Annotated in this window: 25 protein-coding genes; 19 read left to right on the forward strand and 6 right to left on the reverse strand. The window is 66.8% G+C overall.

Annotation, left to right across the window (positions count from 1 at the left end; all coding sequences use genetic code 11):
* Positions 1-141: 141 nt before the first annotated feature.
* The 4 genes from ACFOOQ_RS07605 (at position 142) to ACFOOQ_RS07620 (ending at position 3,636) form a co-directional block, all read left to right on the forward strand.
* Positions 142-783 carry an HD domain-containing protein gene (locus ACFOOQ_RS07605; protein WP_379723916.1) on the forward strand — a complete coding sequence of 214 codons (642 nt, stop codon included), beginning with the start codon at positions 142-144 and terminating at the stop codon, positions 781-783.
* 164 nt (positions 784-947) lie between these two features.
* Positions 948-1,895 carry a metal ABC transporter substrate-binding protein gene (locus ACFOOQ_RS07610; protein ID WP_379723919.1) on the forward strand — a complete coding sequence of 316 codons (948 nt, stop codon included), beginning with the start codon at positions 948-950 and terminating at the stop codon, positions 1,893-1,895.
* 105 nt (positions 1,896-2,000) lie between these two features.
* Positions 2,001-2,618 carry a DUF1007 family protein gene (locus ACFOOQ_RS07615; protein WP_379723922.1) on the forward strand — a complete coding sequence of 206 codons (618 nt, stop codon included), beginning with the start codon at positions 2,001-2,003 and terminating at the stop codon, positions 2,616-2,618.
* A 7-nt stretch (positions 2,619-2,625) separates the two neighbouring features.
* On the forward strand, positions 2,626-3,636 hold the full coding sequence (locus ACFOOQ_RS07620; RefSeq protein WP_379723925.1) for a nickel/cobalt transporter: 1,011 nt from the start codon (positions 2,626-2,628) through the stop codon (positions 3,634-3,636).
* 63 nt (positions 3,637-3,699) lie between these two features.
* Here ACFOOQ_RS07620 and ACFOOQ_RS07625 read toward each other — a convergent pair whose 3' ends face one another.
* Entirely contained in the window at positions 3,700-4,665 is a 966-nt protein-coding gene (locus ACFOOQ_RS07625) for a complex I NDUFA9 subunit family protein (RefSeq protein WP_379723928.1), read from the reverse strand.
* A gap of 172 nt (positions 4,666-4,837) precedes the next feature.
* Here ACFOOQ_RS07625 and ACFOOQ_RS07630 point away from each other — a divergent pair, with 172 nt between their 5' ends.
* The 4 genes from ACFOOQ_RS07630 (at position 4,838) to ACFOOQ_RS07645 (ending at position 7,569) form a co-directional block, all read left to right on the forward strand.
* Complete coding sequence (locus ACFOOQ_RS07630; protein ID WP_379723930.1) at positions 4,838-5,059, forward strand: superinfection immunity protein; 222 nt, start codon at positions 4,838-4,840, stop codon at positions 5,057-5,059.
* Positions 5,060-5,177: 118 nt separating this feature from the next.
* Positions 5,178-6,503 (forward strand): two-component system sensor histidine kinase NtrB, encoded by a 1,326-nt coding sequence (locus tag ACFOOQ_RS07635; RefSeq protein WP_379723933.1) that lies wholly within the window; start codon positions 5,178-5,180, stop codon positions 6,501-6,503.
* The gene (gene fixJ / locus ACFOOQ_RS07640) at positions 6,500-7,138 is read left to right on the forward strand and encodes a response regulator FixJ (RefSeq protein ID WP_379723936.1); all 639 of its coding nucleotides are present in this window, start codon (positions 6,500-6,502) and stop codon (positions 7,136-7,138) included. Before ACFOOQ_RS07635 ends, fixJ begins: the two co-directional genes overlap by 4 nt.
* 38 nt (positions 7,139-7,176) lie before the next feature.
* Positions 7,177-7,569, forward strand: a complete 393-nt coding sequence (locus ACFOOQ_RS07645; protein WP_379723939.1) for a response regulator transcription factor — start codon at positions 7,177-7,179, stop codon at positions 7,567-7,569.
* A 207-nt stretch (positions 7,570-7,776) separates the two neighbouring features.
* Here ACFOOQ_RS07645 and ACFOOQ_RS07650 read toward each other — a convergent pair whose 3' ends face one another.
* A complete protein-coding gene (locus ACFOOQ_RS07650; RefSeq protein ID WP_379723942.1) occupies positions 7,777-8,541 on the reverse strand; it encodes a Crp/Fnr family transcriptional regulator in 765 nt (254 codons plus the stop codon).
* Between the two features lie 240 nt (positions 8,542-8,781).
* On the opposite strand from ACFOOQ_RS07650, the gene ACFOOQ_RS07655 reads away from it, so the two are divergent.
* From ACFOOQ_RS07655 to ACFOOQ_RS07695, 9 genes are all read left to right on the forward strand, one after another.
* Positions 8,782-9,345 (forward strand): carboxymuconolactone decarboxylase family protein, encoded by a 564-nt coding sequence (locus ACFOOQ_RS07655; protein WP_379723945.1) that lies wholly within the window; start codon positions 8,782-8,784, stop codon positions 9,343-9,345.
* Positions 9,346-9,391: 46 nt separating this feature from the next.
* Positions 9,392-10,063, forward strand: coding sequence for a peroxiredoxin-like family protein (locus ACFOOQ_RS07660; RefSeq protein ID WP_379723948.1), 672 nt, complete (start codon positions 9,392-9,394; stop codon positions 10,061-10,063).
* 106 nt (positions 10,064-10,169) lie between these two features.
* The gene (locus ACFOOQ_RS07665; protein WP_379723950.1) at positions 10,170-11,057 is read left to right on the forward strand and encodes a LysR family transcriptional regulator; all 888 of its coding nucleotides are present in this window, start codon (positions 10,170-10,172) and stop codon (positions 11,055-11,057) included.
* Positions 11,058-11,239: 182 nt separating this feature from the next.
* Complete coding sequence (locus ACFOOQ_RS07670; RefSeq protein WP_379723953.1) at positions 11,240-12,046, forward strand: DeoR/GlpR family DNA-binding transcription regulator; 807 nt, start codon at positions 11,240-11,242, stop codon at positions 12,044-12,046.
* Positions 12,047-12,048: 2 nt separating this feature from the next.
* Entirely contained in the window at positions 12,049-13,059 is a 1,011-nt protein-coding gene (locus ACFOOQ_RS07675) for an extracellular solute-binding protein (protein WP_379723956.1), read from the forward strand.
* A gap of 145 nt (positions 13,060-13,204) precedes the next feature.
* A complete protein-coding gene (locus ACFOOQ_RS07680; protein WP_379723959.1) occupies positions 13,205-14,023 on the forward strand; it encodes an ABC transporter permease in 819 nt (272 codons plus the stop codon).
* A 17-nt stretch (positions 14,024-14,040) separates the two neighbouring features.
* Positions 14,041-14,856 (forward strand): ABC transporter permease, encoded by an 816-nt coding sequence (locus ACFOOQ_RS07685; RefSeq protein ID WP_379723962.1) that lies wholly within the window; start codon positions 14,041-14,043, stop codon positions 14,854-14,856.
* A complete protein-coding gene (locus tag ACFOOQ_RS07690) occupies positions 14,853-15,905 on the forward strand; it encodes an ABC transporter ATP-binding protein (protein WP_379723965.1) in 1,053 nt (350 codons plus the stop codon). Before ACFOOQ_RS07685 ends, ACFOOQ_RS07690 begins: the two co-directional genes overlap by 4 nt.
* A gap of 94 nt (positions 15,906-15,999) precedes the next feature.
* Positions 16,000-16,818 (forward strand): phosphodiesterase, encoded by an 819-nt coding sequence (locus ACFOOQ_RS07695; RefSeq protein ID WP_379723969.1) that lies wholly within the window; start codon positions 16,000-16,002, stop codon positions 16,816-16,818.
* A gap of 3 nt (positions 16,819-16,821) precedes the next feature.
* On the opposite strand, the gene ACFOOQ_RS07700 is transcribed toward ACFOOQ_RS07695, so the two are convergent.
* A complete protein-coding gene (locus ACFOOQ_RS07700) occupies positions 16,822-18,270 on the reverse strand; it encodes a CHAD domain-containing protein (protein WP_379723972.1) in 1,449 nt (482 codons plus the stop codon).
* A gap of 522 nt (positions 18,271-18,792) precedes the next feature.
* On the opposite strand from ACFOOQ_RS07700, the gene ACFOOQ_RS07705 reads away from it, so the two are divergent.
* Complete coding sequence (locus tag ACFOOQ_RS07705) at positions 18,793-20,478, forward strand: GNAT family N-acetyltransferase (RefSeq protein ID WP_379723975.1); 1,686 nt, start codon at positions 18,793-18,795, stop codon at positions 20,476-20,478.
* On the opposite strand, the gene ACFOOQ_RS07710 is transcribed toward ACFOOQ_RS07705, so the two are convergent.
* Positions 20,475-22,751 (reverse strand): PAS domain S-box protein, encoded by a 2,277-nt coding sequence (locus tag ACFOOQ_RS07710; protein ID WP_379723978.1) that lies wholly within the window; start codon positions 22,749-22,751, stop codon positions 20,475-20,477. The genes ACFOOQ_RS07705 and ACFOOQ_RS07710 overlap by 4 nt on opposite strands.
* A 118-nt stretch (positions 22,752-22,869) precedes the next feature.
* Here ACFOOQ_RS07710 and ACFOOQ_RS07715 point away from each other — a divergent pair, with 118 nt between their 5' ends.
* On the forward strand, positions 22,870-23,259 hold the full coding sequence (locus tag ACFOOQ_RS07715; RefSeq protein WP_379723981.1) for a response regulator: 390 nt from the start codon (positions 22,870-22,872) through the stop codon (positions 23,257-23,259).
* Positions 23,260-23,268: 9 nt separating this feature from the next.
* Here the strand turns inward: ACFOOQ_RS07715 and ACFOOQ_RS07720 are convergent, their stop codons facing one another.
* Together ACFOOQ_RS07720 and ACFOOQ_RS07725 are read right to left on the reverse strand one after the other, a co-directional pair.
* Positions 23,269-24,885, reverse strand: coding sequence for a GMC family oxidoreductase (locus ACFOOQ_RS07720; protein WP_379723984.1), 1,617 nt, complete (start codon positions 24,883-24,885; stop codon positions 23,269-23,271).
* A gap of 65 nt (positions 24,886-24,950) precedes the next feature.
* The gene (locus ACFOOQ_RS07725; RefSeq protein ID WP_379723987.1) at positions 24,951-25,361 is read right to left on the reverse strand and encodes an MAPEG family protein; all 411 of its coding nucleotides are present in this window, start codon (positions 25,359-25,361) and stop codon (positions 24,951-24,953) included.
* Positions 25,362-25,372 lie beyond the last annotated feature (11 nt).

Consider the following 25,372-nt stretch of genomic DNA (forward strand, 5'->3'; position numbering starts at 1 on the left):
CTGAAATGCCGTGTCATTGGCGCGATCCGGCGGGCCGGCGATGTTGCTGCCGGCGGCCGGCCCGCCAGATAAATCATGTCAGGTGATGGCGCGGCAGGAAACGGTTCCGGCGCCATTTACGATCCGAAGGAGTGACTGCACATGACCCAGACAATCGCCGGCATCCACGTGCCCGACAGCGCGCTGGCGCGCGCCGCCACCCAGCTGGTCCGCGATACCGAGGACGATCTGCTCTACAATCACAGCCGCCGGGTTTTTTTCTGGGGCGCGCTCACCGGTGAACGCAAGACCCTGAAGTACGACCCCGAACTGCTCTATATCGGCGCGATGTTCCATGACATGGGCCTGACCGCGGCGCATGCCAGCCCCGACCTGCGCTTCGAGGTCGATGGCGCCAATGCCGCCCGCGCATTCCTGAAGGGCTATGGCGTGCCGGAACGCGATATCGAGGATGTCTGGGCGTCCATCGCCCTGCACACCACGCCCGGCATCCCCGAACACATGCGGCCGACCATCGCGCTGGTCACCGCCGGCGTCGAGATGGATGTGCTCGGCATCGCCTATGACGACTTCACTCATGACCAGCGCGATCATGTCTGCACCCATCATCCGCGCGAGGCGGATTTCAAGGAGAGCATCATCGACCATTTCGCCGATGGCATCCGCAGCAAACCACTGACCACCTTCGGTAACGTCAAGGCCGATGTGCTGGAGATGAAGCTGCCGGGTTACCGGCGGCAGAATTTCTGTTCGATCATCCTGGGTTCGGCCTGGCCGCACTGAGGCCCCGGCGGCGGAGGTCTCCTGCCCCCACCCTGCTGCCGCCCCGGCATCTCCCCCGGGTTTTTTTAACTGGCCGACGATGAAGGGCCGGTTCCGCCTTGAGAGGTCAGGAGGGTTATATTATAACATTCCAAGTTCTGACCGCCCAACCCGGAGCTTCCCCCATGCGTCTGTCCCTCCGCCACCTTTGCGCCGCCGGCCTGCTGGCCGTTGCCGCCACTGCCGCCTCCCCCGCCCTGGCCGCGCCGCGCCAGGTGGTCGCCACCTTCAGCGTGCTCGGCGACATGGTGAAGGAAATCGGCGGCAATGATGTGCATGTGATTACCCTGGTGCCGCCGGGCGGCGACGCCCATGTCTACCAGCCGAAACCGGGCGATGCGAAAAACATCGCCCGCGCCGACCTCGTCGTGGTCAATGGTCTCGGCATGGAAGGCTGGATCGACCGGCTGATCTCGGCGTCCGGCTACAAGGGCCGCATCGCCACCGCCTCGACCGGCGTGAAGCCGCAGACCATGAGCGAGGACGACGACGACGATCACGACAGCAAGGCTGCCGCCAAGGATGACGGCAAACCGCATATCGTCACCGATCCGCATGCCTGGCAGAATGTCGCCAACGGCGCCATTTATATCCGCAACATCGCCACGGCGCTCAACGCCATCGATCCGGCCCATGCCGCCGATTACGAAGCCCGCACCACCGCCTATCTCGCCGGCCTGAAGGACCTCGATGCCTGGGTGAAGACCCAGATCGCAACGGTGCCGGAAGCCAAGCGCCGCATCATCACCTCGCATGATGCCTTCGGCTATTTCGGCTCGGCCTATGGCATCAGCTTCCTGGCGCCGCTCGGTATCAGCACCGATGCCGACCCCAGCGCCGCCCATGTCGGCCAGCTGATCAAGCAGATGCGTGCCGAACACATCAAGGCGCTGTTCATCGAGAATATGACCGATCCGCGCCTGGTGCAGCAGCTCGCGCGCGAGGCGCATGCCGCGGTCGGCGGCACGCTGTATTCGGATTCGCTGTCGAAAGCCGGCGGCCCGGCCGATACCTATGTGAAGATGTTCCGCAACAACGTGCCCGAGATGGTCGCGGCCATGCAGAAGAACTGACAGCAGGAAACCTGATCTGCGCGCTGCACCCGGTTGCGGCCATTGGTCGCAACCGGGCCCGCGGCATCGGGTTTATGATCCGCCGGTCTTCCCTGGGGCGGATTCGTGTTTTCCTTCCGGCATCCGGCGAGCCTCGCCACCCTGCTGTTCGGCTTCCTTCTGGCAGCGCCCGCCGCGCTGGCGCATCCGCATGTCTGGGTCGATTACACGGTGACCGGCCTGTTCACCGGCAAGACGCTGACCGCCCTGCGCGAGGAATGGCACTTCGACGAGGATTTCAGCGCCACCGTGCTGCACGACATCCTCGGCGAGAAGACTGCAAAGAAAGCCGCGCCTCCCTTCTCCGCCGCCGAGATCCGTGCCCTGCATGACAAGGCCTTCGAGAACCTGAAGGACTATCACTATTTCCATCACGTCTGGATCGACGGCCAGGCGATGACGGCCGGCCGCGTGCGCGACTTCACGGCGCGGCGCGACGGCGATCGGCTGGTCTATGCCTTCACCTATGATCTGTCGCAGCCGGTCGATCCGGCAGCCGTGCAGGTCGAGATCGGCATCTGGGACGACAGCTATTACGTCGACGTCGGCCCCGTCGAGCATCGCGTTGCCACCGGGCTGGAGAATCCGCCGGCACCCACCTGCAGGATCGCCATAGCGCCGGACAAGACACGGCCGATCTATTTCGGCTCGGTCTTTCCACCCACCATCCGTATCGCCTGCTGAGATCGCCATGCCGCTGCCTCGCCTGTGCCTGTTGCTGATCGCCCTGCTGTTACCGCTGCTGCTGTTGCAGCCGGCCCGTGCTGCCGATTATTTCGGCAAGCCGGATGCGACGGAAAAAGCGACGAATGGTCCGGCCGTCACAGCGTCGATCACCCTGCCGGCGCCGCTGGCCCGTGCGCTCGGTGTTGTCGTCTCCCTGCAGAGCGCGCTGAATGCCAAGCTGCGGGCCGCCCTGGCAGCGGCGCGCGACGGTACATCCTGGCGCCCGGCTTTCGCTATCGTGCTGCTGTCGTTTCTCTATGGTGTGTTCCATGCGGTAGGCCCCGGCCACGGCAAGGCGGTGCTCGGCAGCTATTTCCTGACCCGGCGGGCCCAGGTACTGCACGGCCTCGGCGCCAGTTTCCTGTCCGCCGCGGTGCAGGCGGTCTCCGCCATCGTGCTGGTCGGCCTGCTGATCGCGGTGTTCGACGTCAGCGCACGGCGCATCCTCGATCATGCCGCGACCTTGGAGATGCTGAGCTACGGCGCCATCATGCTGCTCGGGCTGTGGATGGCCTGGGGCATCGCCAGCGGCCGGCATCATTGCCATGCACATGGCCACGCGCACGACCATGCCCACGATCATGACGGCCATGATCACGACCATGCCCACGATCACGCACACCGGCCGGCCCTGCGCCAGCGCTGGCCGCTGCTGATGACCAGCGTCGCCGTCGGCCTGCGCCCCTGTTCGGGCGCCATCCTGGTGCTGCTGTTCACGCTCGCCAACGGCATGCTGCTGACCGGCGTGGTCTCGACGTTTGCCATGGCGTTCGGCGTGGCGCTGACCGTCAGTATTGTCACGCTGGCCTCGCTCGGCCTGCAGCGCTCTGCCACGCTGGCCGGCGGCCGCATGACGGCACTGGCCGGCCGGCTCTACCGCGGCGCGGCGCTCGCCGGCGCGCTGCTGATCGCGCTGCTCGGCGCGCTGCAGCTGCTGGCCTTCTGGACCGGACTGATCACGCCGATGGCCGGCTGAAGACAAAACGAAAGGCGGGACACCGCAGCGTCCCGCCTGTTTTTATTCCACCCGTTCGCGCCTTCAGCTGAAGCGCGGCTCGAACTTTCCGCCGCCACGGCGATAGCGATACAGATACGTGCCGATCACCGCCTCGAGCGGGGTCGGCTCGGTGATGCCGAGATCGGCCAGCGTCTTCGCCCCCGGCGCCACCACGTTGTCGTGCTTCAAGAGCTCGATCTGGTCGCGGGTGAGCGGCGGCGGGAACAACGGCTGCAGTTCCATCAGCAGGGCGAGCGGTTTGAGCAGCGCGCCGGGGATCGGCAGCAGCAGGCGCTTCTTGTGGATCTCGGCCAGGGTCATCTGCAGCAACTCGCGGAAGCTGTGCACGCTGGGGCCGCCAAGTTCGAAGGTCTGGCCGGCGGCGGCCGGATCGGTCAGCGCGCGGACGATGGCTTCCGCCACGTCGCCGACATAGACCGGCTGGAATTTGGTATGGCCGCCATCGACCAGCGGCAGCACCGGGGCCAGCGCCGCCATCGCGGCGAAACGGTTGAAGAAATCGTCCTCCGGGCCGAACACCACGCTGGGGCGGATGATCGCCGCCTGCGGCATGTGGCGGCGCACGCCGGCCTCGCCCTGGGCCTTGCTGCGTGCATAGGCCGAGCGGCTTTCGGCAGCGGCGCCGATCGCCGAGACCTGCACCATATGCTGCACGCCGGCTTCCTTGGCACAGAGCGCGATCACCTCGGCACCGCGCGCCTGCACCGCGCCGAATTTCTGCGCGCCGCTCTGATGGAGGATGCCGACGCAGTTGATCACATAATCGGCGCCGGCCACCGCCTGCTGCACCGAGCGCGGCATGCGGATATTGGCCTGCACGATGTCGATCTGGCCGACATTGCCCATCGGCTTGAGGAACAGACCCTCGTCGGGCCGGCGGATGGCAACACGCACCCGGGCGCCCTGTTCGGCCAGCCGCTTGACCACATAGCGGCCGATAAAGCCGGAGCCGCCGAAAACGGTGACAAGCTTGTTGCGCAGCGACATGACGGATTCCCCTGCCTGGCACGAAACCCCGGCCAACCCGGCCGGGGGATGGAAGCTATGCGCCGGACTATAGCGATTTCCACCCCGCCGCCAATGCTTTGCGCCGCCGCGGCAACGGTTTAGGCTGGCCCGGCCGGACAGAATCCGGCTGGGATTCGAGGAGGATAGGGTCATGGCGGGCGGATTGCCGCGGCTGATCGGCCTGGTTCTGGTGCTGGCCGCCTACTGCCTGCCGGCCCTGCTGGCCTGGCGCCGGCGCCATCCTTTGCGGCAGCGCATCCTGGTCGCCAATGTGCTGTTCGGCTGGACGGTGATCGGCTGGCTGATCTGCCTCGCCGTCGCGCTCGACCTGCGCCCCGCCCGGCTGCTGCGGCGCCGGCTACGCGCGCCTTGAAATCGAACCCGGATGATGCGATCCAAGATAATCAAGATAATATCGAGTATATACCAAATGCCCGTGTTCCATCAGACCGCACCAAGGCATGGGAGAAGGCTGCCGCCGGTATGAAGGTATGAAACTGTCGCAATGGTCGGGTTCCCTGGTGATGGCGGCGGTCGCGGCGGCCGGCCTGGTGCTGTCCTTCGTGGCCTACGAAGCCTCCGGCGGCTGGGCATGGCTCGTCATCGGCCTGCTGCTCACCGGCGCGCTTCTGCTGGCCTTCGGCATCAGCTTCCGCGCCACTGCGCGTGCCGAGCGCCGGGCCGCCGAGCGCTTCCGCGCCGTCATCGACAATGCCCATGACGCGATCATCGCCATCAACGCCCAGGGCCGCATCGAGACCTTCAACCCGGCCGCCGAGCGCATCTTCGGCTACAATCCAGACGAGGTGATCGGCCGCAATGTCCATGTGCTGATGCCCGAGCCGTATCACGGCGAGCATGACGGCTATCTGCACAACTATGTCACCACCGGCAAGGCAAAGATCATCGGCACCGGCCGCGAGGTCGAGGCGCGCCACAAGGACGGCCGCGTCTTTCCGATCGATCTTTCTGTGGGCGAGATGAGCGGTGCCAGCGGCCGCGGCTTCATCGGCATCATCCGCGACATCACCGAGCGCCACGAGGCCAAAAGCCGCGAGCGCGAACTGACCGCCGAGCTGGTGCATATCTCGCGGCTCAGCGCCATGGGCGAACTGGCTTCGTCGCTGGCCCATGAACTGAACCAGCCGCTGACCGCGATCATGAATTATGCCGAGGCGGCGCGGCAGATCGCCGAAACCGCCGGCCCCGCCGTGCCGGCCAAGGTGCCCGAATTCCTCGGCAAGGCCGTCGCCCAGGCCGAACGGGCCGGCCAGATCATCCGCCGCCTGCGCAGCTTCGTCGAGAAGGGTCCGGTCGAACGCAGCCCTGAAGACCTGAACCGTGTGGTGATCGATGCCAGCAATCTCGCCGCCATTGGCGCCCGGGTCGACGGCATCCGCGTGCAGTTCGATCTCGACGATGGCCTGCCGCCAGTCAGCATCGACAAGATCCAGATCCAGCAGGTGGTGGTGAACCTGGTGCGCAACGCCGTCGAGGTATTGCGCGACGCGGACCGCCGCGAGCTGGTGATCAGCACCCGTGCCGAGGGCGGCGGCCTCGAGGTCGCCATCTGCGATACCGGCCCGGGTATCGCGCCGGAGATCGCCGAGCGGCTGTTCACGCCATTTGTCACCAGCAAGCAGGACGGCATGGGCATCGGGCTGTCGATCAGCAGTTCGATCGTCGAAGCCCACGACGGCCGCCTGTGGGCCGAACCCAATCCCGACGGCGGCACCGTCTTCCGCTTCCGGCTGCCCGGGCAACCCGCCGGCGAAAAGACGGCCGATGAACAGACCGGTGAGGGAGCCGGCCCATGAGTGGCGGGCGCATGGTGTTCATCGTCGATGACGATGAATCAGTCCGGGAATCGCTGACGGCGCTGCTGGAGACCCAGGGCCTGAACGCGCTGGCCTTCGCCTCTGCCGAGGCTTTCCTGCTCGGCTACCAGCCCATCGCTCCGGCCTGCGCCGTGGTCGACATCCGCATGCCCGGCATGGATGGCCTCGCCCTGCTGGAACACCTGCGCAGCCGGGGCATTGCACTGCCCGTCCTGGTGATGACCGGCCATGGCGATGTGCCGCTGGCTGTGCGGGCGATGAAGGCCGGCGCCGCCGACTTCATCGAAAAGCCTTACAGCAACGCCACCCTGCTGGATTCCATCGGGCGCGCGCTGGCCGCCGCCCAGGCCGGGCAGGCGGTGCAGATCGATCCCGACGACACACGGACCCGCATCGCCGGGCTGACGCCGCGCGAACGCGACATCCTGCAGCAACTTGTGGTCGGTCATCCCAACAAGATTATCGCCTACCACCTGAATATCAGCCCGCGCACGGTGGAAATACATCGTGCGAATGTGATGAAGAAGATGAACGCCGACAGCCTGTCGCATCTGGTCCGCATGGCGCTGGGTGTCGGTTTCACCAGCGGCGAAGGCATGCCGGAGGCCCGATAAGTATAGTCCCTTAATTGCATGACCGGGTGGCAGGATGCATGTATCACCCTGTCATGATGCAGAACGCCGCAGCCAACATCTATGTGATCGACGACGACGAGGTCGTCCGCGATTCGCTGATTGCGCTGCTCGAAGTGCGCGGCTATGTCGCCCGCGATTTCGAATCCGGCGACCGCTTCCTCGGTGAAAATCCCGATCTGGCCGGCTGCTGCATCATCCTCGACGTCCACATGCCCGGCATGACCGGCATGGAGGTGCTGCGCCGGATTCGCCAGCGCAGCCCAAGCGTGCCGGCGATCCTGATCACCGGCCGCCGCGACGGCCAGATCCAGGCCCAGGCCGAGGAACTCGGCGCCCTGGCCCTGCTGGACAAGCCGCTGTCGCACAGCCTGCTGTTCGGCGCCATTGAACAGGCTTTCACCGCCCTCTGATCCACAAGGCAATCTGCAGTTTGACCGGCTGCAGCATGTCTGGCTGCAGCATGCCTGACTGCAGCACGCCCGGCCGTGCCCGCGGCGTGGCCGGTTATGCGTGCGGCATAAAAAACCGGCAGCAGCGGGGGGAGCGCTGCTGCCGGCCGGGGATGCTGCCGAAACCTGGCAGCCGGGGGAACCACAGGGACGCGCGGACCGCGGCGATCAGTCGCCGGCCATGTCGCGCAGGGCTTCGATATCGGGGATGATCATCTCGTGGGCGCTGGCCAGCCGGATCAGCTTGTGCTGGCGGAATTTGGTCACCAGGCGGCTGACCGTCTCGACGGTCAGGCCGAGATGGTCGGCGATGTCGCCACGGCTCATCGGCAGGCTGACCGTCACATGATTTGCTTCCCCGCACGGCATGCTGTGCCCGACGATGTCGAGCAGGAAGCTGGCCATGCGTTCGGCCGCCGTCTTGCGGCCGAGCAGCAGCAGCATGCGGTTGCTGGTGGTGAGCTGGTGGCACATCAGGCGGAAGATCTGCCGGCCGGCGCTGGCGTCGGCGTCCAGCACGGCATCGAACTGCCGGCGCGGATAGCGGGTCAGGCTGCAATCGGTGACCGCCTCGACGGTGCTGACATATTCGCCGTTCTCGTCGAGGCCGAAATAGTCGCCGGCATGCAGGAAACTGATGACATGGCGGCGGCCGTCGGGCAGCAGCTGCACCACGCGCAGGGTGCCGTCGACCACCTTGTAAATCTGGCTGGCCGGATCGCCGGCCTCGTGCACCACGCGGTTGCGCGGCATCACCAGCGGCTGGCCGATGCGCTGCAGTGCGTCGCTCATGCCAGGCAGCGACACCACCTTCGCGCCCGGCTGATTGATCTCCTGGCCGCGCATCCCGGCCGGATGGCGGGACGGAAAGCCGCCCGGCGGCAGGATCGGCATGCGGGTCGCGGTCTGCGAGAAAGCTTGTGCGAGGGCCATCGGTCCGTCTCCTGTCGGGTGCGTTGTGTTGGCACAAGGGGTACGCCGAAGCGTGATGGCTGAACATTTCGGTCTTCTACCTAGGGGGTATTACCTAGGCGCGCGGCTGGCCCCACCCGCCCCTCATTCCGGCGCGGAATAAACCATAGTCCGACGGGCCGGCTACTGATCATCGCCGCGATCCGTAGGTTGGCCGTGTCGCCGCGATTCAGCCCGACACGCCATCTACGGAGAGCCGCCATGACCCAGTTCACCGCCTATACTGCCGATACCGCCCCGGAAGCCGCCCGCCCGACGCTCGGCGCCGTCAAATCCGCCTTCGGCTTCGTCCCTAACCTGCAGGCCCATATGGCGGAATCGCCGGAACTGCTGGCCGGCTATTCGGCGCTGTGGGATCTGTTCTCGAAATCGACCCTGACGCCGCACGAGCAGCAGGTCGTCTACCTGACCTCGAATTTCGAGAATGACTGCCATTACTGCATGGCCGGCCATACCACGCTGGCGAAGATGCAGAAGATGGATGCCGGCGTGATCCAGGCGCTGCGCGCCGGCACGCCGCTGCCGGATGCGAAGCTTGAGGCCCTGCATGTCTTCGCCAGTCTGGTGGTGCGCAACCGCGGCTGGATGTCGGATGCCGATGTCGATGCCTTCATTGCCGCCGGCTACACGCGGCGCAACGTGCTGGAAGTCGTGCTCGGCGTCGCCACCAAGGTGATGAGCAACTACACCAACCACATCGTCCACACCCCGCTCGACGCCTTCATGCAGGGCAACGAGTGGCGCAAGCCGGCCGCGGCCGCGTAACGCCCCGCCGCCATCCGCGACCCCGCGCCAATCGAGGAGAACCACCATGTCCCTGCAAGCCAAGCTCGACGCCTTCAAGGCCGATTTCGAAGCCGGCAAGCCGCCCTATAACGTGCCCTATTCGGTGATCGAAACCATGCACCGCGCCACCGCCGAGCTGATCGCCTCGGGCGCCGCCGGCCGGGCGAAGAAGGCCGGCGACAAGGTGCCGGCCTTCACGCTGAAAGACCCCGAGGGCAACAGCGTCAGCTCGGCCGGACTGCTGCGAAAAGGTCCCCTGGTGGTCAGCTTCTACCGTGGCGTCTGGTGCCCCTACTGCAACATGGAGCTGCAGGCCCTCGAAGCGGCGCGGCCGGACTTTGAGGCGCTGGGCGCCACACTGGTCGCCATCTCGCCGCAGACTGCGCCGAACAGCCGCAAGTCGGTGCGCCAGAACAAGCTGGGCTTTCCGATCCTGTCGGATGTGAAGGGCGAGACCGGCGCCGCCTTCGGCCTGCGCTTCAGTCTGCCGGACTATCTGGTCGCGCTGTACAAGGGCCTGAAGAATGACCTGCCATCGTTCAACGACGACCCGGACTGGACCCTGCCGATGCCGGCCCGCTACGTGATCGGCCAGGACGGCACCATCCTCTATGCTGAGGTCAACCCGGACTACACCCGCCGGCCGGAGCCGGAAGACATGCTGCCGGTGCTGCAAACCGCCCGCGCCGCCGCCTGACTGACCTCAGCCCCGCCGCCGGCCGTTCCCGGCGGTAGGGAGCTTCATTCCCTGCAATTGCAGGGCGTTGCCGGGAGGCGTATTTCTCATTCCCGGAGGGAATGGAATGGACCGTTTCACAGCGATGGAAGCTTTCATCCGGGTGATCGAGACCGGCTCGTTCTCCGCCGCCGCACGGCAGCTGGATGTCGGCCAGCCCGCCGTCTCGAAAACCATCGCCCAGCTGGAAGAGCGCCTCGGCGTCCGGCTGCTGAGCCGCTCCACCCGCGGCCTCGCCCCCACCGAGGCCGGTCAGAATTTCTACGAGCGGGCCAAACGCGCGCTTGAGGAGGCCGACGAGGCCGAGCTGGCCGCGCGCGGCGCCGGCGCCGGCCTCAGCGGCCGGCTGCGGGTGTCCATGGCGGTCACCTTCGGCCGCCTGTATGTGATCCCCGCCCTGCCGGCCTTCCTCGCCGCCCATCCGGCGCTCGACATCGATGTCATCATGGATGACGCCAGCAGCGACCTGATCGGCGAGGGTATCGATGTCGCGCTGCGCATGGGCAGCCTGCGCGATTCGACGCTGACGGCGCGCAAGCTCGGCCAGTGCCGGCGGCTGGTGCTCGCCACGCCGGCGTATTTCGCCCGCGCCGGCATACCGGCGACGCCGGCTGACCTGAGCGCCCATCAGGCCATCGCCTTGGCCCAATCGAATATCACCACCGCCTGGACCTTCCGCCATGGCGCCACCGAAACCTCGGTCAGCGTGCGTGGCCGCGTGCGCCTGACCGCGGCCGAAGGCGTGCGCGCCGCCGTGCTGGCCGGCCTCGGCCTCACCATCGGCTCGGAATGGATGTTCGCCCGCGAACTGGCCAACGGCCGCGTGCAGGAGGCCCTGGCCGACTGGAGCCTGCCGCCGCTGGAACTCTGGGCGGTCTATCCGGCCGGCCGTCAGGCCAGCGCCAAGGCCCGCGCCTTCACCGCCCATATCGAGGCGGCCCTCAGGACCTCCTGAGCGGCCGACCCCGCGCCCTTCCGGTTGCCGCACTTGCAGGCGCCGCCACTTAGGCGCGTTCGTTTGACGACATGAAATTTTCATGTGAAAGTCATGATAACGAAAAGAACGGCTGTCAATGTTCATTTGAACATGCCAACGGGCAGAGTGGCCGACTGGGACTGGAAATGAACGGAGTGGGGATGCTGCCAGCGGATGACCGCGCACGCGCCATCGTCGACCTTGTACGTCGCGAGGGCTTTCAGGCCATCGAGGTGCTGGCCGGCCGCTTCGGCGTGACCCCCCAGACGATCCGTCGTGACGTCAACCTGCTGTGCGACCGCGGCCTGCTGCGCCGGCGCCATGGCGGCGTCGAGCTGCCGCCCGATGGCGAGAACCTCGCCTATCCCGCCCGCCAGGTGCTGAACATCGAGGCCAAGCGCCGCATCGCGCAGCTCGTCGCTGCCGAAGTGCCGGAGGGCACCTCGCTGTTCTTCGGCATCGGCACCACGCCCGAGCAATGCGCGCTGGCGCTGGTCGACCATCCCGGCCTCAAGGTGATGACCAACAACCTGAATGTCGCCATGGCGCTGAGCCGCAACCCGGCCTGCGAGATCACCGTGGCCGGCGGCCGGCTGCGCAACCTCGACCGCGACATGATCGCCGGCGAGGCGCATGGCTTTTTCGGCCGCTTCGCCGTCGACATCGGCATCTATGGCGTCGGCGGCGTCGCCGAGGACGGCACCCTGCTCGATTTCAGCCTCGACGAGGTGCATATGCGCGAAAGCCTGGCGCAGCACTGCCGCCAGCGCTTCCTGGTGCTCGATCATTCCAAATTCGGCCGCGGCGCCACCGTGCGCGGCGGACGGATCACCGAGGCGACCGCCGTCTTCACCGATCGCCCGGTGCCCGACGCCATCGCCGCGCTGTTGCGCGACGCCGGCGTCCGTCTCGTCGTCTGGTCGGACGACACTTCCTTCGCAGAACAGCCAACCGGCAGGAGAGGTTGACCATGATGAAACGTGTGATGCTCGGCGCAGCGCTCGGCGCGTCCGTGCTTTTCGGAATCGCCCAGGCGAAAGCCGAAGAGGCCGCTATCTGTTACAACTGCCCGCCGCAATGGGCCGACTGGGGCTCGCAGCTCAAGGCGATCCAGCAGACCCTGCACATCACCGTGCCGCCGGATAACAAGAATTCCGGCCAGGCCATCGCCGCCCTGATCGCCGAGAAGGCCAATCCGGTCGCCGACGTCACCTACCTCGGCGGCATCGCGGCCGATCCGGCCAAGGATGCCGGCGTGCTGATGCCCTACAAGCCGAAGAACTGGGACAAGATCCCCGCCGACCTGAAGGACCCGAACGGTTACTGGTTCACCATCCATTCGGGCACGCTCGGCCTGTTCGTCAACAAGGCCGCGCTCGGCAAGCGGCCGGTGCCGAAAAGCTGGGCCGACCTGCTGAAGCCGGAATACAAGGGCATGGTCGGCTATCTCGACCCGACCTCGGCTGCTGTCGGCCAGCTCGGCGTGATGGCCGTCAACCTGGCGCTCGGCGGCACCTACGACAACCTCGATCCGGCGATCAAGTTCTTCAAGGAACTGGCCAAGAACGACCCGATCGTGCCGAAGCAGACGTCGTATGCCCGCGTCATCTCGGGCGAGATCCCGATCCTGTTCGACTACGACTTCAACGCCTATCGCGGCCAGTATGTCGACAAGGCGCCGGTCGAATTCGTCATCCCGAAGGAAGGCTCGCTGACCTTTCCCTATGTGATGGGCCTGGTGAACAAGGCGCCGCATGAGGCGAACGGCAAGAAGGTGCTCGACTTCGTGCTCTCCGACCAGAGCCAGGCGATGTGGGGCAATGCCTACCTGCGCCCGGTCTTCGCCGACAAGCTGTCGGCCGAGGCGAAGTCGAAGTTCCTGCCCGATTCCGAATACGCCCGCGCCAAGGCGGTCGACCTGAAGAAGCTGGCCGCATCGCAGAAGGCCATCGTCGAGCGCTACGGGGCGGAAGTGCACTGATCTGCCAGGATCACAGTACGGTGTTACAGTGAGAGTATGGGTAACAGTACCTGATTAGCTTGAGACAGACTGACGGGGCGATGGCCTGCCATCGCCCCGCTTTTTCCGTAGTCCGGGGACCGAACACGATGGCAGGATTCTGACCATGCGCCGCGACACCTTAAGGCTGCTGGCCCTGCTGCTGCCGGCGGGCATTTTCTTCGCCGCCTTTTTCCTGCTGCCGATGGTGCGCCTGTTCCTGATCGGCGGCAGCGGCAAGCTCGGCTGGTCGGCCTATGCCACCATCGTCACCAACGCCAACTATTTCAGCAGCCTGGTCGCGACGCTGGCCGTTGCCGCGGCGACCACGGCGGCGACGCTTGTCATCAGCGGCATCGCCGGCGTCTTCCTGCAGCGCCACAGATTCCCCGGTAATGCCACCCTGGTGGCGATGCTGACCTTCCCGCTCGCCTTTCCCGGCGTCGTCATCGGCTTCATGGTGATCATGCTGGCCGGCCGCCAGGGCCTGATCGGCGACATCACCCAGATGCTCGGCGCCGACAAGCTGGTCTTCGCCTATTCCATGGCCGGGCTGTTCACCGGCTATGTCTATTTCTCGATCCCGCGCATCATCCTCACCGTGATGGCCGCCACCGAAAAGCTCGACCCGAAACTCGAAGAAGCCGCCCGCTCGCTCGGCGCCTCGCCTTTGCGCGTCGTGCTCGACGTCATCATCCCGGGGCTCAAGCCGGCCTTCCTGTCGTCGGGCGCGATCTGTTTCGCGACGGCCGTGGGCGCCTTCGGCACGGCGTTCACCCTGGCCACCCGCATCAACGTGCTGCCGATGACCATCTACACGGAGTTCACCCTGTCGGCGAATATCGCCATGGCCGCCGCGCTCAGCTTCGTGCTCGGCGCCGTGACCTGGGCGGTACTGGCGCTGGCGCGTACTGCGGCCGGCACCTCGGTCGCCGCGGCCGGCTGAGAGAGGACAGGCGCGCCATGATCCACAAACGCGGACCCCTGTTCTGGCTGCAGCTCGGCTTTACGCTGTTCGTCTGCGCCTTTCTGATCGTGCCGGTGATCCTGTCGATCCTCGCCGGCGTCACCAACAATTACTTCACCGGCATCAGCAGCGGCTTCACGTTGCGCTGGGTGGTCGAGGTCTGGACCGGCTACAGCGACACCATCTTCCTGTCGCTGTGGATCGCCATCGTCTGCCTCGCCTGCACGCTCGTGCTTGGCGTGCCGGCCGCCTATGTGCTGGCCAAGCGGCAGACCGCCCTGACCCGCGCCATCGAGGAGCTGATGGTGATGCCGGTGGCGATCCCCGGCCTTGCTACCGCGCTGGCCCTGATTGTCGCCTATGGCGGCCTGTCGGGCTTCCGCACCTCCTGGGCCTTCATCCTGGTCGGCCATGTGCTGTTCACCCTGCCCTTCATGGTGCGTTCGGTGCTCGCCGTGCTCAGCGCCATCGACCTGCAGACGCTGGAGGAAGGCGCCGCCTCGCTCGGCGCCGGCTTCTGGACGCGGTTCTTCACCGTGGTGCTGCCGAACTGCCGCACTGGCATTCTCGCCGGCGCCCTGATGGTGGTGACGCTCTCGGTCGGCGAGTTCAACATGACCTGGCTGCTGCACACGCCGCTGACCAAGACCCTGCCGGTCGGCCTCGCCGATGCCTATGCCAGCCTGCGGCTCGAGGTCGGCAGCGCCTACACGCTGGTGTTTTTCCTGATGATCGTGCCGCTGCTGATCGCGCTGCAATGGTTCAGCCGTCCGCGCAGCCGCGCCCACGCCAAGCCGGAGAGTGAAGGATGACCGACATCGCCATGAGCCAGAGCCCGCTGGCCATCCGCCTGGAAAACTGCGCGAAAACCTTCGCCGACGGCACCCGCGCGCTGGAGCCGCTCGATCTCGAGATTTCCGCCGGCGAGACCGTGGTCTTCCTCGGGCCATCCGGCTGCGGCAAGACCACGACGCTCCGCATCATTGCCGGCCTTGAAGACCCGGATGCTGGCGGCCGCGTGCTGTTCGACGGCGCCGATGTCACCGGCCAGCCGATCGAGAAGCGCAACGTCGGCATGGTGTTCCAGTCCTATGCGCTGTTCCCCAACATGAGCGTCGCCGAGAATATCGGCTACGGCCTGCGCATCCGCAAAAGCCCGGCCGCCGCCGTCCGCGCCCGCGTCGCCGAGATGCTGGCGATGATGCGCATCGAGCAACTCGCCGACCGCCGCATCGACCAGCTGTCGGGCGGCCAGCGCCAGCGCGTTGCGCTGGCCCGTGCGCTGGCGGTGCGGCCGCGCGCCCTGCTGCTCGACGAGCCGCTGACCGCGCTGGATGCCAAGCTGCGCGACACCTTGCGTCTCGAAATCGACACCCTGCTGCGCAGCCTGGGGATCACGGCGATCTATGTGACCCACGACCAGGCCGAGGCGATGGCGCTCGGCGACCGCATCGTCGTCATGGAGCATGGCCGCGTCGCCCAGGTCGGCAAGCCGCGCGACATCTACCAGCGACCGGCGACGCGGTTCGTTGCCGACTTCATCGGCACCATGAACCGCCTGACCGGCACCACCCGCGGCGGCGTGTTTTCCTGCCGCGCCGGCGACCTGGCCTGGGCGCAGGCCCCGGCGGCAGCCACCGAGATCCTGTTCCGGCCCGAGGACATCCGCATCACCGCACCGGACGCCGCGCCGCTGCAGGGCACCATCACGGCGGCCTTCTTCCTCGGCGACCGCACCCGGCTGTTCGTCGAGGTCGGCGAGGCACAGCCGCTGGTGGCCGAAAGCATCGAGCGCCGCGACTTCGCCCATGGCGAGGCGGTCGGCCTGCAGATCGCCGCGCAGAATCTTCTCGTGCTGTAGGAGTATTGAATCGTCACCCCGGACCTGATCCGGGGTCCCATTCAGAAATGGGATTCCCGCTTGCGCGGGAATGACAAGACTCAACGGAGCCCCCATGCTGATCGCCCAGATCACCGACACCCATATCAAGCTGCCCGGCAAACTGGCCTACAAGAAGGTCGATACTGCGGCGATGCTGCGCGCCTGCGTCGCCGAACTGCTGGCGCTCAAGCCGCAGCCCGACCTGATCCTGCTGACCGGCGACCTTGTCGACCTCGGCCGGCCCGAGGAATACGATCATCTGAAATCGATCCTGGCACCGCTGCGCCAGCGCATCATCGCCATCCCCGGCAATCATGACGGCCGCGACAGCATGCGCGCCGCCTTTGCGTCGGAAGGCTATCTGCCGGACAGCGGCTTCCTGCAGTTCGCCATCGATGACGACTATCCGCTGCGGCTGGTCGGCCTCGATACCGTGATCCCCGGCGAAGGCGGCGGCGAGCTTTGCGCCGCGCGGCTTGACTGGCTCGATGCCACACTGATACAGAAGCCCGACGCACCGACCCTGGTGATGATGCATCATCCGCCGTTTGTGACCGGCATCGGCCATATGGACCGGATCGGGCTGAAAGGCCGTGAAGCGTTCACCGCGATCATGGCGCGGCATCCGCAGGTGCAGCTGATCCTCTGCGGCCACCTGCACCGCACCATCCGCGCCGATATCGGCGGCCGGCCGGCCCTGACCTGCCCGAGCCCGGCGCACCAGGTGGCGCTCGACATCGACGAGAGCGCGCCGAGCTGCTTCCGCATGGAGCCGCCGGGTTTCATGCTGCACTGGTGGCACGACAATCGCCTCGTCACCCATACGGCGGTGATCGGCGACTACGACGGTCCCTATCCGTTTTTCGATCCCGCGGGCCGGCTGATCGACTGAAGCTCAGTCCTCCAGCGCGTCCTTCCAGAACGGCGCGGTCTTCGCATAGATATTCCAGGCATCGCCGAGATGGGCGAGCTGCATTTCCTGGCGGCCGATGAACCAGCCGGCGATGGCCGCTGCGGCCGGATCGCCGGCCGGCGCCGCCAGCACGTCGCGCATCAGCATGTTGCCGACCGCAGCGTCGTTCAACGCGCCGAGGCAGTCCTGCAGCTGCGCCAGCGCGCCATGGAAGCGCCGCACCGATTTGCGGCCGAACAGCGGGCGGAAGAATTCCACCGCATAGCGCAGCTTCTTGGCCTGGATGCGCAGCACATGCAGGGATTCGGCATCCAGCTCGTCATGACGTTTGCCGAGCTTCCGCACCTTGCGGGCGCGCCGCTGCAGCAGCGCGGCGGCAAAGCGCCGCGCCGGCTGGGTCGCCGCCTCGCGCAGCGCCGTATCCCAGGAATCCGTCACCGCCTGTGGCAGTTTCAGCAGCAGATCCTCGAAACCGAGCCGCAGCCGCAGGCAGCGCGGCGAGCGCAGCGCGGCATCGAGTGCCACCTGGGCCGCCTCGCGGCGATCCTCCAGCACGGTGGCGAGATGGCGCAGGCCCTTGGGGTCGGGCAGCTTCGCACTCAGCGGCACCAGGGTTTCGGCCAGGAATACGTCGATATCGCGCTTGCGGCCGAGCGGGCCGTTCAGCCAGCGCAGCTCGGCGATCAGCGGGTCGGTCAGCGCGGCCGGCAGCGCCGGCGCAAACAGGCTGAGCGCCGAGCGCAGGCGACGCAATGCCACGCGCATCTGGTGCACCCCCTCGATGTCGCGGTTGCGCAGTACCGGCAGCATGTTGCCGTCGAACTGCAGCAGGCAGTGCCGCACGATGGCGCAGAACATGGCAAGCGTGTCGGCATCCCCGGGCAGGTCGAAGGGGATCGGGCCGGCACGCAGCGGCGGCGGCTCGACGATGCCAAGCGCGGCGACGGCCGAGATCAGCGGCGGGGCGCCGCTCCAGGCCAGCGGCAGGTCGTCGGCCAGCGCCAGCGCGAGTGCAATGGCGGCATCGGCGGGGCCCTGCAGCAGGATCTCGCCGCAGTCGGCGGTCTCGTCGCCTCTGGTCAGTCGCTGGTGAACCAGTCGCAGCTCCAGCCCGTCGGCAAGCAGCCGGCCGGTGATTTCCGCCTGGCCCTCGGCGAGGATCGTCCTGCTGTCGTCGAGCGGCGGTGCATCCTTCAGCGGCAGGCCGGCGACCGGAAGGGTTTCGTGGCGCTGTGTCGCGGCATCCGCGACACCAAGGCAGAGCCAGCCGGCGGCGGCGAAGGCACGGCCGGCGGTATCTTCAACGGTCAGGGCAGGACGTGAAACGGCGCTCCGCTGTCCGGACAGGGCGGCCAGGCGCGGATGGCGCCGGGCACGGCGCAGGCTGCCGGGCGGGATCGCCAGATGCAGCAAAGCGGGGGGAACGCTCATGGCCGCGCACTCTACCGGACCCCCGGAAAATAAGTCAAATAACTCAGGGTTTTACTATTATTACAGTTTCGCGACAGCACGCCCTGCGGCCCGTTCCGGCGCTCCCGTCACGGCCCTTGGCGCGGCCGGCCCGCCAGAACCGCCCGGACCCGCAGCGACCGGCAGCCTGACCGGATCGCCAGCCAGACAGGCGGTTTTCGCATTTTGTCATCGGACGCCCTAATTCCGCCCTTTTTGCCGGCTTGAATACCCCCATCGAACAACAGGCAGTCAGTTCAGCAGGCCTGTTCGGGCCGTCCGGCACCCCCCTCCTATTCCCCCCAGGAGCCGCCGGGCGGCCCCCTCCTGCCTCCCCCGGTCCACCCGGACCAGCCGACCACACTCGCAGGCATCGCCGACCGATGCCTCGCCCGCCGCCAGAGTCCTGCTCCGGCGCCCGCCTGCCTTTTGCCTCATGCCGGCCCCGGCCGGCAGCACGGCCGGACGGGCAGCCGGCAAGAACGAGCAAATCGCGAGAGACCCATGGCCCAGAAACCCCGCAAGACCCCCACCAAGCCCGCGCCTGCCAAGGCCGCCATCCCCAAGCCGGCACCCAAAGCAGCGCCGGCCGAGGCCGGCAGCATCCCGGGTCCCACACGCCGCAGCGGCAGCAGCCGGCCGAAGCTGGTGGTGCGCAATGCGACACCGAAGGACATGGCGGCGATCCGCGCGCTGACCGCCAAGGTCTATGCTGCACTCGGCAGCAACGGCGCCTATTCCATCGCCCAGCTGCGCGGCCACCAGCATCATTTCCCCGACGGCCAGTTCGTCGCCGTCTATGAAGACGCCATCGTCGGCTATTGCGCCACCTTCCGCATCGGCGGCCGGCTCGCCCTGCAGCCGCATGACTGGGTCAGCATCACCGGTCGCGGCTATGCCTCGCGCCACGATCCGGAAGGCGACTATCTCTACGGCATGGAAATCTGCGTCGACCCGGATTACCGCGGCCTGCGCATCGGCCAGCGGCTATACAACGCGCGCAAGCAGCTGTGCCAGCATCTGCGGCTCAAGGGCATCGTGTTCGGCGGCCGCATGCCGGGCCTGAGTAGGCGCTGGAACCAGGTGCGTTCACCCGAGCGCTATGTCGAACTCGCCCGCGAGGGCCGCCTGCGCGACCAGGTGATCAGCTTCCAGCTGCGCAACGGCTTCGAGCCGATCGGCGTGCTGCGCGACTACCTGACCTCCGACCATGAATCGCGCGGCTTCGCCACCCATATGCTGTGGCGCAACCCGCAGGTCGGCGAGGAAGACCATGTCGCCGCCAGTCCCAACCTGCGCCAGCAGAATACCGTGCGGGTCGCCTGCGTGCAGTACCAGCAGCGCGCCATCGCTGCGTTCGACGACTTTGCCCGCCAGGTCGAGTATTTCGTCGATGCCGTGGCCGACTACAAGGCCGACTTCGTGGTTTTCCCGGAACTCTTCACGCTGCAATTGCTGTCGATCGAGAACAAGCGCGCCCCGGCCGCCGAGGCGATCGCCGCCCTGACCGACTATACCGACCGCATCCGCACGTTGTTCAGCGAACTGGCGGTCAGCTACAACATCAACATCATCGGCGGCTCGCATCCGACCCGCGATGCGACGGATGGCCGCGTCTACAACATCTGTTATGTCTGCCTGCGCGACGGTTCGGTGCACGAGCAGCGCAAGATCCATCCGACGCCGAACGAGCGTTACTGGTGGAACATCACCGGCGGCGACACCATGAACGCCATCGAGACCGACTGCGGCCCGATCGGCGTGATGATCTGCTATGACGCGGAATTCCCCGAACTTGGCCGCCACCTGACCGACCAGGGCGCGCAGATCCTGTTCATCCCCTTCTGCACCGACGAGCGGCAGAGCTGGCTGCGGGTGCGCTATTGCGCCCAGGCACGCGCCGTCGAGAACCAGTGCTATGTCGCCATGGCCGGCAATGTCGGCAACCTGCCCGATGTCGAGAACATGGACATCCAGTATGCCCAGAGCTGCGTGCTGACACCCTGCGACTTTCCCTTCGCCCGCGACGGCATCGCCGCCGACACCACGCCGAATGTCGAGATGGTGGCGATTGCCGACCTGCAGCTCGACAGCCTGGCCAATGCGCGCCAGTCAGGCACCGTGCAGAACCTGAAGGACCGCCGCTTCGATCTCTACAGCGTCACCTGGAAAGACCCAACCGAAGCCTAATCGGCTTTTCTGCCCGGCAGCAGTTCGCCGATCGCTTCGGCCAGCGCCGCCTTGCGCACCGGCTTGTGCAGCACCTTCGTCCTGCCGGCATGCCGGGTGCCGCGCAGCGCGTCATCACTGAGCGAGCCGGACATGAACAGCACCGGCAGGCCCGGCCGCAGCTCGACCGCCTTGTCGGCCAGTGCAACGCCGCCCATGCCGCCTGGCATCATCATGTCGGTCAGCATCAGGTCGACCGACACCGGCCGCTGCAGGATCGTCAGTGCCTCCGGGCCGCTGGCCGCCGCCAGCACGGCGTAGCCGAGCGTCTTCAGCAGGGCCACGGTCATGGTCCGCACATCGGGATTGTCCTCGACGCAAAGCACGCAGCGCCGCGTTGTGACGCTTTCCACGCCGGCCGCAGCCGCCACCGGCAGCAGCAGACGGAATTCGGTGCCATCGCCGGGCTCGCTGTCGACATCGATCATGCCGCCCGACTGCTGCACGAAACCGTAGACCATCGACAGACCGAGCCCGCTGCCCTTGCCGATGTCCTTGGTGGTGAAAAAGGGCTCGAAGATGCGCGCCTTCACATCGGGCGGCATGCCGGTGCCGGTGTCGCGGATGCCGATCGTCACATAGCTGCCGGGCGGTATCGTACGGTCGCCCGACGGCCGCGGTTCATAGACCACCTGCAAAGCGGTGGTGATGGTCAGCCGACCTTCGCTGTCCATGGCGTCCCGGGCATTCAGCGCAATGTTGAGCACGGCATTTTCGAGCTGGCTGGCATCCGCCTCGACCGCCGGCAAACCGTCGGCCAGATGGGTTTCGACCTGCACGGTCTCGCCAAGGCTGCGCTGCATCATCTCCTGCATGCCGGTCAGCAGTGCGTTGACGTCGATCCGGCTCGGCTTCAGCTTCTGCCGCCGGCTGAAGGCGAGTAGCCGCTGGGTCAGTTCGGCGCCGCGCACGGCATTGCGCAGGGCCTGCTGCGCCAGCCGGCGGCTGTCAGCGTCCTGCAGGCGGTCCTCCAGCAGTTCCAGGTTGCCGACGATCACCGCCAACAGGTTGTTGAAGTCATGCGCCACGCCGCCGGTGAGCTGGCCGATGGCTTCCATCTTCTGGGCCTGGCGCAACTGGTCCTGCAGTTCCTCGGTCTGCCGCAGCGCCGTCATGTCGCGGGTGACGTTGACATAACCGGTCAGCTCGCCGGCTTCGTTGTGGATCGCCGTGATCTCGACATTGACCCAGAAGCGGTGGCCGTCCTTGTGGCGGCGCCATTCCGCATTGGTGTAGCGGCCGGTTTCGCGGGCGGTGCGCAGGGTCTCGTCCGGCAGACCGGCCTGGCGCTCGGCATCGGGATAATAATGGTCGCGGGACCGGCCGATCGCCTCTTCCGGCGTATAGCCGGTCAGGTTCTGGGCGCCGGCATTCCAGGTCAGCACCTTGCCTTCGGCATCCAGCATGAAGATCGCGTAATCCTGGATCGAGTCGACCAGCAGGCGGAAACGCGCCTCGCTGTCGCGCATGCCGGCCTCGCTGGCGCGGCGCTGGGACAGGTCATGGATCACGCCGACGAAGACGCTGGTCTTGTCCTGGCGGTATTCGCCGACCGCGAGTTCAAAGGGAAACACGCTGCCGTCCTTGCGGCGCCCCAGCACCTCGCGGCCGATGCCGATGATGCGCTTCTCGCCGGTGCCGCGATAACGGTGCAGGTAACCGTCATGCCCGCTGCGATAGGGTTCCGGCATCAGCACGTTGACATTGCGGCCGATCACCTCGTCCGGGCGATAGCCGAACAGCTTCTCGCAGGCCGGATTGAACAGCGCGATGCGGCCGGCCTCGTCGATCATGATCAGGCCGTCGATGGCGGTATCGACCAGCAGGCGGAAGCGCTGCTCGCTGTCGCGCTGGGCCGCCTCGCTGTCGCGCCATGACGACTGGTCGTGGATCACGCCGATGAACATGTGGCGGCCATCGCGCTCGAAGGCGCCCACGGCGAGCTGGAAGGGGAATTCGCTGCCGTCCTTGCGGCGGCCACGCACCTCGCGGCCGATGCCGATGATGCGCTTCTCGCCGGTCTTCAGGTGATGCTGCAGATAGCCGTCATGCTCGCTGTGATACGGCTCCGGCATCAGCATGGTGACGTTCTGGCCGATCACCTCGTCCGGGCGATAGCCGAACAGCTTCTCGCAGGCCGGGTTGAACAGCGCCACATGGCCGGTCTCGTCGATCAGGATGAATCCGTCGATCGCCGTGTCGATGATTGCCCGGAGCAGATGGTCGCTGAGCATTCCGTTTCTTTCTGGATAAAATGTTCAATCCCAGATTGCCGTACTATACGGGTGTTGTATACTGTAGATGCTATATGCTGGCTGGCCGGATACAACGCCAAATTCTGAACGGATCCCTGTGACAGCTGCCGCAACCATTCTGATCATCGATGACAATGCCGATCTGGGCATGGTGCTGCGCGCCCATCTGCAGGGCGCCGGCTACCGGCCGCTGGTGGTCGACGGCGCCCGGGCCGGTCTCGCGCTGATCGAGGCGGGCGAGATCGACCTGGTGATCACCGACATCCTGATGCCCGAGGTGGACGGCATCGAACTGGTGCGCAGCGTCAAGCGGCGCTGGCCCGACCTGCCGGTGATCGCCATGTCGGGCGGCGGCCAGATCGCCGCCCGCGACCTGCTCGACATGATCGGCCAGCTCGGCGCCGACCATGTGCTGCAGAAACCGGTACGACGCAGCGACCTGCTGGCGGCCGTCGAGGCCCAGCTGCTGAAGCGCCGGCCGGCCTGACACGGAGCGTCAAGCAGCCGCCGACCGGATCAGGTCGGCAGCCTTCTCTGCAATCATGATGGTCGGTGCATTGGTGTTGCCGCCGACCAGGCCCGGCATCACCGAGGCATCGGCCACCCACAGATGCTCCAGCCCGCGCAGGCGGAGCTGCGGATCGACCACCGCCTGTGCATCGTCGACGGCACCCATGCGGCAGCTGCCGACCGGGTGATAGATGGTATCGGCGCGGCTGCGGATCTGCTTCAGCAGGCCGTCGTCATCCTCGATGCCGTCGAGATACAGCTCGCGCGGCCGTTCCGCCATGAAGGCCTGTGCCCGCAGGATGCGGCGGCCGAGCTTCACGCCTTTCAGCAGCAGGTCGATGTCGTCGGGATGGCTGAAGAATTGCGGGTCGATCTTCGGCGGCAGCAGCGGATCGGCGCCGTGCAGGCCGACGGTGCCGCGGCTTTTCGGCCGCAGCACGCAGGTATGCAGGCTGTAGCCGTGGCCGAGATGGGTCTTGCGCGCATGGTCGTCGACCAGCGCGACGACGAAGTGGAGCTGCAGGTCGGGCCGCGGCAGTGAAGGGTCGCTGCGCAGGAAGCCGCCGGCCTCGGCATAGTTGCTAGTCAGCATGCCGCGCCGGTCGCGGCGCCAGCGGCCGATCTCGCGCAGCAGCCGCAGGCCGCCACCCAATGACAGGCCGACCAGATCGGTGCTGTCGGCCTTGCAGAGCTGGACGAAATCGACATGGTCCTGCAGGTTCTGGCCGACCCCGGGCAGTTCGTGCAGCACCGGGATGCCATGGGCGTCGAGCTGGCTGCCCGGTCCGATGCCCGACAGCATCAGCAGCTGCGGCGACTGGAAGGCGCCGGCCGCCAGCACCACGCCGGCCTTCGCCCGCAGCGAGATTTCGTGGCGGCCCTGGCGGCAGGCGACGCCGACGGCGCGGCGGCCGGCGAGGATGATGCGCAAGGCGCGCGTGCCGGTCGCGATATGCAGGTTGTGGCGTGCGCGCACCTCCGGCGTCAGATAGGCACTTGCCGCCGACCAGCGTTCGCCGTTCTTCTGGGTGACCTGGAAATAGCCGACGCCCTCCTGCTCGGCGCCGTTGAAGTCGGCGTTGCGCGGCAGCTGCAGTTCGTCACAGGCCTGCAGGAAGATGTCGCTGAAGCGGTTCGGCGTGTTGATGTCGGCAATATTGAGCGGTCCGCCCTGGCCATGCAGCGCCCCATCCAATAGGGCGCCGTCGAGCCGCTCATTGTGCTCGGCGCGGCGGAAATACGGCAGCACATCGGCGAAACTCCAGCCGGCCGCCCCATGCAGCGTCGCCCAGTCGTCGTAGTCGGAGGCATGGCCGCGCGCGTAGATCATCGCGTTCATCGACGACGAGCCGCCGAGCATGCGGCCGCGCGGCTGGTAGCCGCGCCGCCCGCCCAGGCCCGGCTGTGGCTCGGTCTGGAAGCCCCAGTTGCGCCACTTCACCGGCATGAAGACGGCGGCGCCCATCGGCACCCGGCACAGCACATGGTCGTCGGGGGGACCCGCCTCGATCAGGCAGACCCGTGTGGTGCCGTCATCGCTGAGCCGGCGCGCCAGCACGCAGCCGGCCGAGCCGCCGCCAATGACAATATAATCGTACTCCATGGCGCCCTCCCGGTCTTTGATACCAGTCTGGACGCGCCGCCGGCTGGCGGCAAGCCGGCTTTTGCCTAGACCCGCAGGGCGGCCAGCGCGATCACCAGCAGCCAGACGGCAGCGACGATCATCATGCTGAAGGTCCCGCCGATGCCGATGATGCGCCCCAGCCCGGTGCCCCCGCTGCGCGAGACGCCGAGGGCATGGGCGATGCGGCCGACCAGCAGCAGCAGGCCGAGCACATGCAGCGCCACCACCGGAACCTGGTGCGAAATTTCCAGCAGCAGCAGCAGGATCAGCGCCAGCGGCACATATTCGGCGCAATTCGCCTGCACCCGGATGGCGCGGCGCAGCACCGGCTGGTCGCCGTCACCCAGCCCGACCTTCAGCGCACGGCGCAGCAGGATCACCCGTGCCGAAAGAACCATCAGCAGCAGGCCGCACAATGCGGCATAGAGCGGGGTGACGAAGAAGGGCAGCGCCATATCGGCCTCCA

This window comes from Ferrovibrio xuzhouensis, assembly GCF_042648965.1.
GTDB classification, from domain to species: Bacteria; Pseudomonadota; Alphaproteobacteria; order Ferrovibrionales; family Ferrovibrionaceae; genus Ferrovibrio; species Ferrovibrio xuzhouensis.